The following is a 14320-nucleotide window of genomic DNA, read 5'->3' as shown; positions in this document are numbered from 1 at the left end:
CGAAAGGTGTGAGCGTCCGCCCATGGGCGAGCCTCCCAGTAGCACTGGTTCCGACAGCTCCGGCTTCGACGGCCGACACCGAGCGATCCTTCTCCCGCTGACTGATCATGGGACGGAGGTGAACCGATGACCGAAGTGCTCCTGCTCCTCCTGGCGCTCCTCCTCTCCCTCGCGTGCGGTGCCTTCGTCGCGGCCGAGTTCTCGCTCACGACCGTCGAGCGCGGCGAGCTCGAGGCCGCCGCGGAGCGCGGCGAACGCGGGGCGGGCAGCGCCCTGAAGGCAGTGAAGTCGCTGACCTTCCAGCTCTCCGGCGCCCAGCTGGGCATCACCGTCACCAACCTGGTGGTCGGCATGCTCGCCGAGCCGTCGATCGCGAAGCTGATCCGCGGTCCCGTCGAGGCCCTCGGCCTCTCCCCCGCCGTCGCCTCCTCGGTGGCCCTCGTCCTGGGCACGGCGCTGTCGACCGTCGTCCTGATGGTCGTCGGCGAGCTGGTCCCGAAGAACTGGGCGATCTCCTCGCCCCTCGCGGTCGCGAAGGTGGTCGCCACCCCGCAGCGGGTCTTCACGGCCGCGTTCAAGCCGCTGATCAGTCACCTCAACAACACCGCCAACCGCATCCTGCACCGTCTCGGCATGGAGCCGACCGAGGAGCTGGCCTCCGCCCGTTCCCCGCAGGAGCTGGTGGCGCTGGCCCGGCACTCCGCCAAGGAGGGCGCGCTGGAGGCGGACACGGCCGAGCTGTTCGTCCGTACCCTCAACCTCGCCGAGCTGACCGCCGAGAACGTGATGACGCCCCGCGTCCAGGTCACCGCCCTGGAGGTGCAGGCCACCGCCGAGGACGTGGCGAACGCGACCCGCGCGACGGGCCTGTCCCGCTTCCCGGTCTACCGCGGCAGCCTCGACTCGGTCGTCGGCATCGCCCACATCAAGGACGTGCTCGCCATACCGGCCGCCGAACGGCCGCGCCGCCGCATCGGCGAGATGCTGCGCGAGCCGCTGCTGGTCCCCGAGACCCTGACGGTGGACCGCCTCCTCGACCGGCTCTCGGGCAAGCAGACGATGGCCGTGGTCATCGACGAGTACGGCGGCACGGCCGGCGTCGTCACCCTGGAGGACATCGTCGAGGAGGTCGTCGGCGAGGTCCGCGACGAGCACGACCCGCACGAGACCCCGGACCTGGCGCGGGCGGGCGAGGACGCGGACGGGCGCGAGCTCTGGTCCGCGGACGGCGCCGCCCGTACGGACCAGGTGGAGGCGATCGGCCTCCGCCTGCCGGACGGACCGTACGAGACCCTCGCGGGCGTCCTCGCCACCGAGCTGGGCCGCATCCCGGCGGTCGGCGACACCGTGGAGCTGGCCGGCTGGCGACTCGACGTCGTCGACGCCTCGGGCCGCCGCGCCGCGCGCGTGCTGATGCACGCGCCCGCCCACGACCCGGCCGACGAGACCGGGGACGAGACCGGGGAGGCCCGCCGATGATCGCCGTCCAGCTGTTGATCGGTCTGCTCACGCTGGTCGTCAACGCCTTCTTCGTCGGCGCCGAGTTCGCCCTGATCTCGGTCCGCCGCAGTCAGATCGAGCCGCTGGCCGAGAACGGGGACCGGCGGGCGCGCAGCGTCATCTGGGGCCTGGAGCACGTCTCCGCGATGCTCGCCGCCGCGCAGCTCGGCATCACGCTCTGCACCCTGGTGCTCGGCATCGTCGCCGAGCCGGCCATCGCGCACCTGCTCGAGCCGGTCTTCGACACGCTCGGCGTCCCGCACGGCCTGGTGCACCCGATCTCGTTCGTGATCGCCCTGTCGGTCGCGACGTACCTGCACATGCTGCTCGGCGAGATGGTCCCGAAGAACATCGCGCTCGCCGAGCCGACGCGCTCCGCGCTGCTGCTCGGCCCGCCGCTGGTGACGCTCGCACGGGCGCTGCGCCCGGTGATCTTCACGATCAACGCGTTCGCCAACACGCTGCTCAAGCTGATGCGCGTGGAGGTCAAGGACGAGGTGGCGGCGACGTTCTCGGACGACGAGCTGGCCAGGCTGGTCACCGACGCGGGCCATGCGGGTCTCCTCGACGACCGCGCCGCCGAGCGGCTGCACGACGCCCTGGAGCTGGGCCGCCGTCCCGTCCGGGACGTCGTGATGCCGGCGGCGAAGGTCGTGTACGCACGGGTCGGCACCACGGCCGAGGAGCTGGAGGCGCTGGCCGCGCGGACGGGCTTCTCACGCTTCCCCGTGGTCGACCCCGAGCGGCAGATCCTCGGCTACCTGCACGTCAAGGACGCGCTGGACGTCTCCCCGCGGGACGTCCCGTTCCCGGTGTCGGCCCTGCGGCCGATCGCCCGGGTCCGGGCCGCCACGCCGCTGGACGACGTCCTGACGGCGATGCGCCGCAGCCGGACGCACCTGGCGGCCGTGCTCGACGAGGACGGCAAGCCGGCCGGCCTCGTGACGATGGAGGACGTGCTGCGCGAGCTGGTGGGGCGCCCCGCGGCGCCGTGACCGAACCGCTGACGACGAGGGGCCCCGGGATCGATCCCGGGGCCCCTCGGGCGTGTCAGAGCGCGGTGGCGGCGAGCCAGTCGTCGAGCAGGTCCCGGTCGCCGGAGTGCGTGAAGCGCGGGTCGTCGGCCGCGTACCGCCGGTGCAGGAGCAGCAGCAGCTCCCCGGCGTCCGCCTCGACCGCGGCGGTCGGCGCGGCGGCCCCGCTCCCCCGGGTCCAGGTGAACCCGCCGCCGCCGAGCGTCAGGGTCCGCACGGCGCCGCTGTCGCGGGCGGTGAGGCGCAGGACGGCGCCCTCCCGGTCCAGGTGGGCGACGGGCTCGGCGATCCAGGGAATGTAGGGGGCGTCGGCGAGGAACCGGTCGATCGCGTCCTCGGCCGTGGTGGGGTCGAGCGGTGCGGCGGCGCCGCCGAGCGCGATCTCGGCGTCGGCGAGGTGGACGACCGCCTCGTCGAGCAGGCGCCGCGGGTAGGTCCGGGCGTGCGGGTCGGCACCCGGGGACCAGACCGGGAGGTCCGGGTCGGTGGCGCGCAGGGTCGCGAGGACCCGTTCGGCGCCGTCGGTGAGCCATCCGGCGTACGCGGCGGGGTCCGCCGGCAGGTCGAGCGGGACGTCCGCGACGTGGACGCGGACCGTGGCCCGGGTGCGGACGAGCCGGTCGGTCCAGCGGTGCACGGCTCCCAGGTGCCGGGTGAGGTCCGCGAGGGTCCAGCCGGGACAGGTGGGGACCGGCGTCGCCGGGTCGGCGTCCGCCACGACGGCGGCGAAGCGCCGCACGCGCGCGGCGACGGCGTCGCACACGGCGACGTGGGCGGCGGGTGTGGTGGCGTGGCCGAGGGGCCCGTCGGGGCCGGGCACGCCGGTACCGGTCGCGGGGGCTTCCGTGACGACCGAGGCCGTCAGGGCGGTGGCCGGCCCGGCGGGACCGGGGGCCTGGGTGGCGCCGATACGGGCCGGGACGCGGAGCAGCGCGTCGCGGCGGGGGCCTTCGGGGCGGCGGAGCGCGGCCCGGCGGACGAGGCCGTCGAGGGTGCGGCGGTCGGCCGGCGGGAGCGCGGAGAGGGTGCGGGCCGTGGACTCCAGCCAGGTCGTCGCCGTACCGGGGTCGACGCCCCCGTCTCCGCAGGTCTCGACCGCCGCCACCAGTTCTGCCAGGGCATCGGCCAGCGTGGCCGACAGCGTCTCGCTCATCGGGTTTCCCCTCCCGGGTCTCCAACGGCATCCCGTGCATACCGCACGGTATGATCGCTCCGTCATGGAGATCAATGCCACGTACAACAGTCTCGTCGCCCTCGGCGACAGTTTCACCGAGGGTATGTCGGACCTGAAGCCCGACGGCTCCTACGGGGGGTGGGCCGACGTCCTCGCGGGCCGGCTGGCCGCCCGCTCGGACGACTTCCGCTACGCCAATCTCGCCGTGCGCGGGAAGCTCATCGGGCAGATCGTCGAGGAGCAAGTCGGCCTGGCCGCAACGATGAAGGCCGATGTGGTGACCCTCGTCGGCGGACTCAACGACACCCTGCGGCCCAAGGTCGACATGGTGCGCGTGCGGGACCTCCTCACCGAGGCAGTGGAACGCCTCACACCGGCCTGCGGGCAGCTGGTCCTCATGCGCAGCCCCGGTCGCAACGGGCCGGTCATGGAGCGCTTCCGGCCCCGGATGGAGGAGCTGTTCGCCCACGTCGACGGGCTCGCCGACCGGCACGGCGCGCTCGTCGTCGACCTGTACGGCGCCCCTTCCCTCGGCGATCCCCGGATGTGGGACGTGGACCGGCTCCACCTGACCGGCGAGGGCCACCGGCGGGTGGCCGAGGCCGTGTGGCAGAGCCTCGGTCTGACGCCGGAGGAGGACTGGCGGACCCCATTGCCGCCGTCGGCGCAACCGGGCTGGGCGAGCCGCCGGCTGGCGGACGCGCGGTTCGCCAGGGAGCACCTCGGTCCGTGGATCGGACGCCGGCTGACCGGCCGGTCCTCCGGTGACGGCCGGGCGCCCAAGCGCCCCGACCTGCTGCCGTACGCGTCCCAGGCCGCCCCCGTGACGGACGCCGGGCCCCCGCGCGCGTGAGCTGCGTCTCGTAGCAAGCTCCACATCGGACCGTGGCGCTGGCCTGCAGAAACCGCCAGTAGACTCTCTCCACGTGACTGCTGAGACTGCGAAGCCCCGCATCCCCAACGTTCTGGCCGGCCGCTACGCCTCCGCGGAGCTCGCCGTCCTCTGGTCCCCCGAGCAGAAGGTGAAGCTGGAGCGCCGGCTGTGGCTCGCCGTGCTCCGCGCGCAGAAGGACCTGGGGATCGAGGTCCCGGACGCCGCCCTCGCCGACTACGAGCGCGTTCTCGACCAGGTCGACCTCGGCTCCATCGCCGAGCGCGAGAAGGTCACCCGCCACGACGTGAAGGCCCGGATCGAGGAGTTCAACGCCCTCGCCGGCCACGAGCACGTCCACAAGGGCATGACCTCGCGCGACCTCACCGAGAACGTCGAGCAGCTGCAGATCCGGCTCTCCCTGGAGCTGATGCGGGACCGTACGGTCGCCGTCCTGGCCCGCCTCGGCAAGCTGTCCGCCGAGTACGCGGAGCTGGTCATGGCCGGCCGCTCGCACAACGTCGCCGCCCAGGCGACCACCCTCGGCAAGCGCTTCGCGACGGCCGCGGACGAGCTGCTCGTGGCGTACGCGCGCCTGGAGGAGCTGCTCGGCCGCTACCCGCTGCGCGGCATCAAGGGCCCGGTCGGCACCGCGCAGGACATGCTGGACCTGCTCGGCGGCGACGCCGACAAGCTGGCCGACCTGGAGCGGCGCATCGCCGGTCACCTCGGCTTCGCGCACGCCTTCACCTCGGTCGGCCAGGTCTACCCGCGCTCGCTCGACTACGACGTCGTGACCTCGCTGGTGCAGCTGGCCGCGGCCCCGTCGTCGATCGCCAAGACGATCCGCCTCATGGCGGGCCACGAGCTGGTCACCGAGGGCTTCAAGCCCGGCCAGGTCGGCTCCTCGGCGATGCCGCACAAGATGAACACCCGCTCCTGCGAGCGCGTGAACGGCCTCATGGTCATCCTGCGCGGCTACGCGTCGATGACCGGCGAGCTGGCCGGCGACCAGTGGAACGAGGGCGACGTGTCCTGCTCCGTGGTCCGCCGGGTCGCGCTGCCGGACGCCTTCTTCGCGCTGGACGGTCTGCTGGAGACCTTCCTGACCGTGCTCGACGAGTTCGGCGCCTTCCCGGCCGTCGTCTCCCGCGAGCTCGACCGGTACCTGCCGTTCCTCGCGACCACCAAGGTCCTCATGGGCGCCGTCCGCGCCGGCGTGGGCCGCGAGGTCGCCCACGAGGCCATCAAGGAGAACGCCGTCGCCTCCGCCCTGGCCATGCGCGAGCAGGGCGCCGAGCGCAACGAGCTCCTCGACAAGCTGGCCGCCGACGAGCGGATCCCGCTCGACCGCGCGCAGCTCGACGAGCTGATGGCGGACAAGCTGTCCTTCACGGGCGCGGCCGCCGACCAGGTCGCGGCCGTGGTCGCGCGGATCGAGGAGATCCTCAAGCAGCACCCGGAGGCCGCCGCCTACGCCCCCGGGGCGATCCTCTGACCCGGACCCCCCGGTTCACCCAGCAGGAGCTGGAGGCCGCCCGCGACCGCGTCGTCCCCGACGTGGCCGCGGGCGGCCTTTCCGTTCTCTTCTGCGGGATCAACCCGGGTCTGATGACGGCGGCGACGGGCCACCACTTCGCGCGGCCGGGCAACCGCTTCTGGCCGGTGCTGCACCTGTCGGGCTTCACCCCGCGGCAGCTGCGGCCGGACGAGCAGGACGAGCTCCTGGCGTACGGCCTCGGGATCACGAACGTCGTGGCGCGGGCGACCGCCCGGGCCGACGAGCTGAGCCGTGAGGAGTACGTCGAGGGCGGGCGGATCCTCTCCTCGAAGGTGGAGCGGCTCGCGCCCCGGTGGCTGGCGGTCGTCGGCGTCACCGCGTACCGCACGGCGTTCGGCGAGCCGAAGGCCGCGATCGGGCCGCAGCGGCGCATGATCGGATCCACCCGGGTCTGGGCGCTGCCCAACCCGAGCGGCCTCAACGCGCACTGGACCGCGGCGACGATGGCCGAGGAGTACGCCCGTCTCCGGGAGGCCGCCGAGGTGCCCGGCCCGTAGCGAAGGAGCGCCCGCGGAATGGGGTGACTACCGGACCTTCCGGCCGCTGGAGGAGGGCCCCGGGACTCTCCTGGACCTTCTACCGCTCGCGGGCGGGCGTGCGGGACGTCTCCCACCGGCATCCGGTGATCATGGGCTACGCCTGAGGCCGTCCGCGCGGGTCCGGGGACGGCTCCGCCGGCGGGTCGACCGTCGTGACCACGGCGAGGAGCTGGAACGGGAGTTCCCTGTCCCACTGCGAGACGCCGAGTCCGACCCAGGCGCCGTCGGCCCGCCAGAGGTAGAGGTCGGGAGTGTGGCAGCTGAGCGTGGACCAGGGCTCGGGCATCTCCTCGCCCTCGGTCGAGCGCTCCAGGACGGACCAGAGGCGGAAGCGCAGAGGCGGGCCCCACCGCGCGGCGAGGAGGACGGCGAGCCCCTGCCGTTCCGCTTCGTACTGGTCCTCGACGGCCTCCCGGCGCGTCCCGTCGTCCTCCCAGAAGTCCTCGCTGGTCGCCAGTTCGGCCACGTGGAAGCCCGGACTCCCGTCGAAGCCGCGGGCCCTGAGTAAATCGATCGTCGCCAGGTGGTGCGCGGTGGTCGCCATGGAGCCAGTAAAGCCCTCGGCACTGACAGTTGGCGTCGCGTCAGGAGCCCGGGAGGGTCCGGGCCGGGGGCGGCGCTCGCCGGGAACCGGCCCATTGAGTACCATCCGCCGAAGAGGTGCACGAGCTGGGAGGACACACTGTGGGGCGGCTGACCGGCGGGGATCCGTCTCTGCTGCGGCGGATCAACTCCGCGGTGGTACTCCATGCGCTGCGCGGCGCCGACGCGCCCACGCTCACGGACCTGACCCGGATCACGGGGCTGTCACGGCCCACGGTCGAGGGGGTCGTCGAGGGTCTCATGGAAGGCGGACTCGTCGTCGAGTCGGCGCCCGAGGAGGGCGAGGCGCGGCGGCAGGGCCGTCCGGCGCGGAGGTTCCGCTTCCGTGCGGAGGCGGGTCATCTGCTCGGCATCGAGATCGGCCCGCACCGGGTGGCCGCGCTGCTCTCGGGTCTGGACGGCCGGATCATCGGCGCCGGGTCCCGCGAGGTGTCGGAGACGGCGCCGGAGGACGAGCGTCTGGACAAGGTGCGGACGGTCGTGGCCGACGTGCTGCGCAGGGCCGGGGTCGCCCGGTCCAACCTGCGGGCCGTCGGTGTCGGCACCCCCGGCATCGTGGAGGCCGACGGCACGGTGCGCCTGGGCACGGCTCTGCCGGGCTGGACGGGCCTCGCGCTCGGCGAGCGGCTGCGGCGCTCCTTCCGCTGCCCGGTGATCGTCGAGAACGACGCGAACGCGGCCGCCGTCGCCGAGCACTGGAAGGGCGCGGCGACCGACTCGGACGACATCGTCTTCGTGCTCGCCGGGCTGAGTCCGGGCGCCGGCTCGCTGATCGGCGGCCGGCTGCACCGCGGGTACGGCGGGGCGGCCGGCGAGATCGGCGCCCTGCACCTGCTGGGCCGCGGGGTCACCCCCGAGCACCTGCTGTCGACCACCGACGAGCCGCTGCACCCGCTGGACGAGCAGGCGGTCGCCGAGGTGTTCGCGCTGGCCCGCAAGGGCGACGCGCGCGCGGAGGCGGCGGTCGAGCGCTTCATCCAGCGGCTCGTGCACGACGTGGCGGCACTGGTCCTGGCCATCGACCCCGAACTGGTCGTGGTCGGGGGCTGGGCGGCCGGTCTCGACGGCGTCCTCCCGCCGCTCCGCGAGGAGCTGGCCCGCTTCTGTCTGCGCCCGCCGCGGGTGGTGCTGTCCCTGCTCGGCGAGGCCGCCGTCGGCACCGGTGCCCTCCGGCTCGCCCTCGACCACGTCGAGGAGCAGCTCTTCGCCGTCGACGGCACGGTGACGGCCCGCCGCTAGGGCCTGTCGTCAAATTCCCCTCGTTGCCCGAAGGGCGGCCCTGCGGCGTCTGGTGCGTGCTCTCGGTGTGCCGGGTGGAAGTGCTCGTACGGGGCGTACTCGCGCTTTCGCCCGGTGCGGCGAGAGCGCGTGCCATGCGTCGCGGGGCAGAGGGGAATGTGACGACAGGCCCTAGGAAGCATGTCCCCGGCGACGGCACGGTGACGGCCCGCCGCTGGGAAGCATGCTCCCGGCGACGGGCCGTGGGCCGCGCTGCGTGGACGGCGGTGCCGCCGCGGGTGTTACGAGGCCATGACCAGGTCGCCGGAGTCGCCGAAGGTGAGGCGGCAGGTGTCGGCGCGGTAGGTGGCCACGGAGACGGCGGCGGTACGCCCTCCGGAGAGGTAGCGGGTCGTGACGACGAGGACCGGGGCGCCGGGCAGCCGGTCGAGCTCCTTGGCGTCGTCGGCGCGGGCGGAGCCGAGCTCCACGGCGCGGTCCTGGCCGTCGAGGGCGAGGTGCTGGAGTTCGCGCAGGACCGCGCGGGCGCGGGCCGGCCCGGCGGGCATGTCGATCGCGGTGAGACCGGGAACGGAGGCCGTGGGCACGTAGAGGAGCTCGGCGGCGACCGGCTGGCCCTGGGAGATGCGGAGGCGGCGCACGACGTGCACGCGCTCCTCGGCGCCCGTCTCCAGGACGCGCGCGACGGTGGCCGGGGCCACGTCGGCGGCGGAGTCCAGGGACTGCCAGACGTCGTCGCCGACGCCGGGCCAGGCGTGCTGGGTGGTGGAGACGTCCACGCCGACGCGCGGCGGGGCGACCGTGGTGCCGACGCCGCGGCGGCGCTGGAGCCGGCCTTCCAGCTCCAGCTGCTCCAGGGCCTGCCGGAGCGTGGCACGGGCGACGCCGAAGCGTGCCGCGAGCTCGCGCTCGTTGGGGAGGATCTCCCCGACCGCGAAGTCCGAGTCGAGCGCTTCGCCGATCACTGTCTTGAGGTGCTGGTACTTCGGTTCCGGTACCGATGCCAGCTGCGTGGTCCCCACCCTGATCCTCCGCAATTCGCCGTGTCCCGCGGCGTTTCCGCGCCCTTGTTTATTAAAGGTTCCTGCACTAACTCTGCGACCATAAGGCGAGCCACCCCCTTGGTCAAGACCAATCCTCCGCCGAACGCCCCCGAATGTGACCCTCTGACCTAGATCGTTCACAGGACGTTCGCGCCCCCGTGAGGCCCGCGCAGCACAGAGCCCCGTCCCCCGGGCCGGGGGACGGGGCGTGGGACGGTGCGATCAGAGGCCGGCGAGGCCCTGGAACTTGTCGGGGTTGCGCAGGATGTAGAGGCACTGGATGCGCCCGTCGCGGACCTCGACCTGGAAGACGGAGTCGGGCCGTCCGTCGACGAGCGCGACCAGCGCCGGCCCGCCGTTGAGCTCGGCGAAGCGGAAGTCGTACGGGACCCCGGCCCCGTCGGCCACCGCGAACAGGAAGCGGCCCACCTTGTCGGCGCCGTCCATGACCCGAAGCGGCGCCTTGGACTTCCCGCCGCTGTCGCCGACGAGGCGCACGTCGGGGGCGAGCAGGGCGAGGAGCTCGCCGAGGTCGCCGCCGCCCGCGGCGGCGAGGAAGCGTTCGGTGAGGTCGCGCCGCTCGGCCGGGTCGACGTCGTAGCGGGGCCTGCCCTCGTCGACGTGACGGCGGGCCCGGCCGGCCAGCTGGCGCACGGCCGCCTCGGAGCGGTCGAGGGCGGTAGCGATCTCCCCGTACGGGAAGCCGAACGCCTCGCGGAGGACGAAGACGGCCCGCTCCAGGGGCGAGAGGGCTTCGAGGACGACGAGGACGGCGAGCGAGACGGAGTCGGCGAGCAGGGCGCGCTCGGCGGTGTCGGGGGCGGCCGGGCCGAAGTCGGTGACGACGGGTTCGGGCAGCCAGGGGCCGACGTAGGACTCGCGGCGGCTCTGGACGTGCCGGAGCCGGTCGACGGCGAGCCGGGTGGTGATCCGTACGAGGAAGGCGCGCGGTTCACGGACGTCGGCCCGCTCCTGGGCGGTCCAGCGCAGCCATGCCTCCTGGACGACGTCCTCGGCGTCGGCCGTGCGGCCGAGCATCCGGTAGGCGACGCCGAGGAGCATCGGCCGGTGCTCCTCGAAGAGATCGGTCAGGGAGTCGGTCGGAGTGTGGGTGGACACCCGCCCATCCCAGCCCAAGGGCACCCTCCTGTCCAGTTTCGGACGTGGTCTTGAACTCCTGGCTACCGAGCGGTAATGCTCTTGCTGACAAGCCGTCCAAGAGACGTCGCACGCCAGGTGTTCAGGACAGGGAGCCGGTATGCCCGCACGGATCGCGTTCACGATCGAGACCCCCACGGGTCCCCGTACGACGTCGATGACGTACGAGCGGAGGGGGGCGGGGGAACCCCTGCTGCTGCTCCACGGCATCGGCCACCACTGGCAGGCGTGGGAGCCCGTCCTCGACGTGCTGGCCGCCGAGCGCGACGTGATCGCCGTCGACCTCCCCGGCTTCGGCGCCTCCGACGCCCTCCCGGACGGCTCGCCGTACGGTCTGTCCACCGTCGTCCCCGTGCTCGGCGCCTTCTGCGAGGCCGTCGGAGCCGAGCGCCCGCACGTGGCCGGGAACTCGCTCGGCGGGCTGCTCGCCCTGGAGCTCGGCCGCGAGAAGCGCGTCCGCTCGGTCACCGCCCTCTCCCCCGCCGGCTTCTGGTCCGAGGGCGAGCGGCGCTACGCCTTCGGGACGCTGCGCGCCATGCGCGGCGCCGCCCGCTCGCTGCCCGTGCCGGTGATCGAACGCCTCTCCCGCACCGCCGCCGGGCGCACCGCGCTCACCAGCACCATCTACGCGAAGCCCGGCCGCCGTTCACCCGAGGCCGTCGTCGCCGAGACGCTCGCGCTGCGCGGGGCCACCGGCTTCCACCAGACCCTGGCCTCGGGCCGCGACGTACTCTTCCGCGACGACGTCCCCTCCGTCCCCGTCACCATCGCCTGGGGCACCCGCGACCGGCTGCTCCTGCGCCGCCAGGGCGTCCGCGCCAAGCACACCCTGCCCGGCGCGCGCCTCGTCCGGCTGCCCGGCTGCGGCCACGTGCCCATGAACGACGACCCGGCCCTCGTCGCGCGCGTGATCCTCGACGGCAGCCGCTGACCCCGCGCGGGACCGACGGCTGAACAGGCCGGTGCCCAGCGCGGCACCGGCCCCCACCAGCAGGCTCCCGGCCGCCTGCGGAAGCCCGAACACGGCGTGCCCGACCAGCGCGGCGCTCAGCGCGGCAGCGACCGGGATCGCACCCGTATAGAGAGTGGCCCTCTCCATGCCGACCCGCTGCACCCCCATGTAGAAGAGGACGAACCCGACCACCGTCGCCAGCGCCGCCTGCCACACCAGGGCCCCCGTCTCGACCGCCGTCGGCACCCGGACGAAGCCCGCCCCGTCCACCACCAGGCCCACGAGCGCCGCCTCCACCGCACCCACCCCGCAGACGGCGGCCGTCAGCAGCTTCGGCCCCAACAGCCTCAACACCGGCACCGCGAGCACCGTGAACCCCACCTCACCCGCGAGCGCCGCCACCGACCAGCCGATGCCCGCGCCGTCCGTCCTCCCCCAGCCCTGCACGGTGAACGCCCCGGCCGCCACCAGCAGCGCCCCGTACAACACGGCCGGCGCGGGCCTCCGGCCCTCAGTCAACGGCACCAGCACCGCGACCACGACCGGAGCGCAGCCGACCAGCACCCCGGGCACGGCCGGCTCCGCCGTCCGCTCCGCGGCCAGCACCGCCAGATTGAAACCCACCATCCCGACCCCCGCCAGCGCCCCCAGCCGCAGCCAGTGACGGACGGTCAACTGCCGCAGCGGCGCCAGTCCTCCGCGCCCGAGCAGCGGAAGCAGCAGCAGACAGGCCGCCCCGTACCGCAACGCCTGCCCACCCGCGTACGGGTAGTCGCCGAGCAGACTGTTCGCGGTGAACGAGGCACCGACCAGGGCATAGGCGAGGGTCACCAGCAGGACCCCTCGCAGGGAGTTCGCGTTCATGCCTCCGACGCTAGAAACCGGCCCGGCCCCCGTTAAGGTCCACTTCGACGACGCCATCGGGGACCACTTCGGCAACCGCGGATGCCGAATCATGGAACCGCGCCGGGACGCACGGGGGTCCGGCGCGGAGACCGAGGGAGGGCCCACCTGATGACGAGCCACGGAAAGGCGGCCTGGGAGCTGCTGCTCCCGGCCGCCGGCGCCCCGGCGCGGCGGCGCGGTCGCGCCCTTCAGGAGGCGTTGCGCGAGGCGGTGCGTTCGGGGCGGCTCGCGGCCGGGACCCGCCTGCCGTCGACCCGCGAGCTCGCCACCGACCTGGGCGTGTCGCGCGGCCTGGTCACCGAGGCGTACGAGCAGCTCACCGCCGAGGGGTACCTGCGCAGCGACCGGGGCGCGGGCACCTGGGTGAGCGGCGCGGCCAGAGCGGCCGTGCGCGGTGTCCACGACCTGGCGCCGGGCGCCTCGGGCGTCCACGTCGACTTCCACCCGGGCACCCCGGACCTGTCGATGTTCCCGAGGGCCGCGTGGGGAGCCGCCCAGCGGTCCGTCCTGGCACGGCTGCCCCACCCGTCCCTCGGCTACCCCGACCCCCGCGGACTCCCCGAACTCCGCGAGGCACTGGCCGGCATGCTGGCACGGCGACGGGGCGTGGTCGCCGACCCCGAGCGGCTCGTGGTCTGTTCGGGCGTGGCGCAGGCGTCGACCCTGCTGGGCTTCGTCCTCCGCTCTCGCGGCCTGCGCGAGATCGGCATCGAGGACCCCGGCAGCCCCGAACACGGGCGGCTGTTCGCCTCGACCGGCATGGACACCGTCTGGCTTCCGCTGGACGACGAAGGGCTGGTCCCCGGGCCCCTGGCCACCTCCGGGGTGCGCGCGGTCGTCGTGACCCCCTCCCACCAGTTCCCGTCCGGCATCAGCTGGTCCGCCGGACGACGCGCCGCCCTCCTCGACTGGGCCAGGGCCGTCGACGGCTACGTCCTGGAGGACGACTACGACGGCGACTTCCGCTACGACCGCGCCCCCGTCGGCGCCCTCCAGGGCCTCGACCCCGAGCGGGTCGTCTACACCGGCTCGGTCAGCAAGTCGCTCGCCCCTGGCCTGCGGCTGGGCTGGATGCTCGTCCCGGCCGAGCTGCTCGGCGACGTCGTCGAACGCAAGCGCACGATGGACCTCGGCAACCCCGTCCTCGACCAGGCCGTCCTCGCGGAGTTCGTCACCCGCGGCGGCTACGACCGCCAGCTGCGCCGCTGCCAACGCGCCTACCGCGAGCGCCGCGACGCCCTCCTCGCCGCCCTCGACCGCCACCTCCCCGGCACCCGGGTCAGCGGCATCGCCGCCGGCCTCCACGTCATCGCCCGCGTCCCCGCCCGCTTCGGCCCCCCACCCCGCTTCCTCACCCGCGCCGCCCACGCCGGCGTCGCCCTCCGCAGCCTCGACGACTACGGCACCGCCCGGCCCGCCGACGGCGACGTGCGGCTCGTCATCGGTTACGCCCATCTCTCGCCCTCGGCGATCGAGAGGGGGGTACGGGCGGCGGCGGAGGCGGCGACGCGGTGACGCCGCGGGTCCGAAGCGGGCACGCGGCCGGGCCCCTCGCCGTGTAGGCCGGTGTCTGGCCTGACTTGGGCGGCCAGGCGTCAGGGCCCCCCGCCGTGTGGGCAATCGTCCCGCCGGGCGGGACGGGTGGGCACACGGGACGGCGCGCTCGGCCGCGCCCCCGCCCCTTGTGCCCTGGCCCGCACTCGTAGTGCCACGCGCACGGGGTGCGGGCCCGGGCGCGGA

The 14320-nt window shown here is 74.1% G+C and carries 13 protein-coding genes and 1 pseudogene; 9 read left to right on the top strand and 5 right to left on the bottom strand.

Annotated elements, in window-relative coordinates; all coding sequences use genetic code 11:
- Nucleotides 1-126: 126 nt before the first annotated feature.
- Nucleotides 127-1479 (top strand): hemolysin family protein, encoded by a 1353-nt coding sequence (locus AB0424_RS00445; RefSeq protein ID WP_366301025.1) that lies wholly within the window; start codon nucleotides 127-129, stop codon nucleotides 1477-1479.
- Complete coding sequence (locus AB0424_RS00440) at nucleotides 1476-2495, top strand: hemolysin family protein (RefSeq protein WP_366301024.1); 1020 nt, start codon at nucleotides 1476-1478, stop codon at nucleotides 2493-2495. The genes AB0424_RS00445 and AB0424_RS00440 overlap by 4 nt, the downstream gene beginning before the upstream one ends.
- A gap of 55 nt (nucleotides 2496-2550) precedes the next feature.
- Here the strand turns inward: AB0424_RS00440 and AB0424_RS00435 are convergent, their stop codons facing one another.
- A complete protein-coding gene (locus AB0424_RS00435; RefSeq protein ID WP_366301022.1) occupies nucleotides 2551-3687 on the bottom strand; it encodes a maleylpyruvate isomerase N-terminal domain-containing protein in 1137 nt (378 codons plus the stop codon).
- A gap of 64 nt (nucleotides 3688-3751) precedes the next feature.
- Between AB0424_RS00435 and AB0424_RS00430 the strand changes: the two genes are divergently transcribed.
- The 4 genes from AB0424_RS00430 to AB0424_RS00415 all read left to right on the top strand — a co-directional run bounded on the left by AB0424_RS00430 (nucleotide 3752) and on the right by AB0424_RS00415 (nucleotide 6783).
- Nucleotides 3752-4561: an SGNH/GDSL hydrolase family protein gene (locus tag AB0424_RS00430; protein WP_366301021.1), complete on the top strand. Its 810-nt coding sequence runs from the start codon at nucleotides 3752-3754 to the stop codon at nucleotides 4559-4561.
- Between the two features lie 73 nt (nucleotides 4562-4634).
- Nucleotides 4635-6077 (top strand): adenylosuccinate lyase, encoded by a 1443-nt coding sequence (purB, locus tag AB0424_RS00425; protein ID WP_366301019.1) that lies wholly within the window; start codon nucleotides 4635-4637, stop codon nucleotides 6075-6077.
- Nucleotides 6078-6139: 62 nt separating this feature from the next.
- On the top strand, nucleotides 6140-6637 hold the full coding sequence (gene mug, locus AB0424_RS00420) for a G/U mismatch-specific DNA glycosylase (protein WP_366301018.1): 498 nt from the start codon (nucleotides 6140-6142) through the stop codon (nucleotides 6635-6637).
- A gap of 23 nt (nucleotides 6638-6660) precedes the next feature.
- Nucleotides 6661-6783 (top strand): hypothetical protein, encoded by a 123-nt coding sequence (locus AB0424_RS00415; RefSeq protein WP_366301016.1) that lies wholly within the window; start codon nucleotides 6661-6663, stop codon nucleotides 6781-6783.
- Here AB0424_RS00415 and AB0424_RS00410 read toward each other — a convergent pair.
- On the bottom strand, nucleotides 6774-7223 hold the full coding sequence (locus tag AB0424_RS00410; RefSeq protein WP_366301015.1) for a hypothetical protein: 450 nt from the start codon (nucleotides 7221-7223) through the stop codon (nucleotides 6774-6776). The two genes, AB0424_RS00415 and AB0424_RS00410, sit on opposite strands and share 10 nt — an antisense overlap.
- Nucleotides 7224-7363: 140 nt before the next feature.
- Between AB0424_RS00410 and AB0424_RS00405 the strand changes: the two genes are divergently transcribed.
- The gene (locus AB0424_RS00405) at nucleotides 7364-8521 is read left to right on the top strand and encodes an ROK family transcriptional regulator (RefSeq protein WP_366301013.1); all 1158 of its coding nucleotides are present in this window, start codon (nucleotides 7364-7366) and stop codon (nucleotides 8519-8521) included.
- Between the two features lie 281 nt (nucleotides 8522-8802).
- On the opposite strand, the gene AB0424_RS00400 is transcribed toward AB0424_RS00405, so the two are convergent.
- Both AB0424_RS00400 and AB0424_RS00395 read right to left on the bottom strand, forming a co-directional pair.
- Entirely contained in the window at nucleotides 8803-9543 is a 741-nt protein-coding gene (locus AB0424_RS00400) for a GntR family transcriptional regulator (RefSeq protein ID WP_366301012.1), read from the bottom strand.
- A gap of 243 nt (nucleotides 9544-9786) precedes the next feature.
- Nucleotides 9787-10683, bottom strand: a complete 897-nt coding sequence (locus AB0424_RS00395; protein ID WP_366301011.1) for an RNA polymerase sigma-70 factor — start codon at nucleotides 10681-10683, stop codon at nucleotides 9787-9789.
- Between the two features lie 139 nt (nucleotides 10684-10822).
- Here AB0424_RS00395 and AB0424_RS00390 point away from each other — a divergent pair, with 139 nt between their 5' ends.
- Nucleotides 10823-11653, top strand: a complete 831-nt coding sequence (locus AB0424_RS00390; protein ID WP_366301010.1) for an alpha/beta fold hydrolase — start codon at nucleotides 10823-10825, stop codon at nucleotides 11651-11653.
- Between the two features lie 480 nt (nucleotides 11654-12133).
- On the opposite strand, the pseudogene AB0424_RS00385 reads toward AB0424_RS00390, so the two are convergent.
- A pseudogene (locus AB0424_RS00385) lies at nucleotides 12134-12538 on the bottom strand (EamA family transporter); the annotation flags it as partial.
- Between the two features lie 150 nt (nucleotides 12539-12688).
- Here AB0424_RS00385 and AB0424_RS00380 point away from each other — a divergent pair.
- On the top strand, nucleotides 12689-14095 hold the full coding sequence (locus tag AB0424_RS00380) for a PLP-dependent aminotransferase family protein (RefSeq protein ID WP_366301009.1): 1407 nt from the start codon (nucleotides 12689-12691) through the stop codon (nucleotides 14093-14095).
- Nucleotides 14096-14320 lie beyond the last annotated feature (225 nt).

The sequence above is a fragment of the Streptomyces sp. NPDC051180 genome, assembly GCF_040689545.1.
Taxonomy (GTDB): domain Bacteria; phylum Actinomycetota; class Actinomycetes; order Streptomycetales; family Streptomycetaceae; genus Streptomyces.
Note: the sequence above shows the minus strand (reverse complement) of the source record. Positions and strands in the feature narration are given on the sequence as shown.

Coding starts and splice junctions, on each gene's coding strand:
- AB0424_RS00445 (WP_366301025.1), top strand. CDS start 127: ATGACCGAAGTGCTCCTGCTCCTCCTGGCGCTCCTCCTCTCCCTCGCG.
- AB0424_RS00440 (WP_366301024.1), top strand. CDS start 1,476: ATGATCGCCGTCCAGCTGTTGATCGGTCTGCTCACGCTGGTCGTCAAC.
- AB0424_RS00435 (WP_366301022.1), bottom strand. CDS start 3,687: ATGAGCGAGACGCTGTCGGCCACGCTGGCCGATGCCCTGGCAGAACTG.
- AB0424_RS00430 (WP_366301021.1), top strand. CDS start 3,752: ATGGAGATCAATGCCACGTACAACAGTCTCGTCGCCCTCGGCGACAGT.
- AB0424_RS00410 (WP_366301015.1), bottom strand. CDS start 7,223: ATGGCGACCACCGCGCACCACCTGGCGACGATCGATTTACTCAGGGCC.
- AB0424_RS00390 (WP_366301010.1), top strand. CDS start 10,823: ATGCCCGCACGGATCGCGTTCACGATCGAGACCCCCACGGGTCCCCGT.
- AB0424_RS00380 (WP_366301009.1), top strand. CDS start 12,689: ATGACGAGCCACGGAAAGGCGGCCTGGGAGCTGCTGCTCCCGGCCGCC.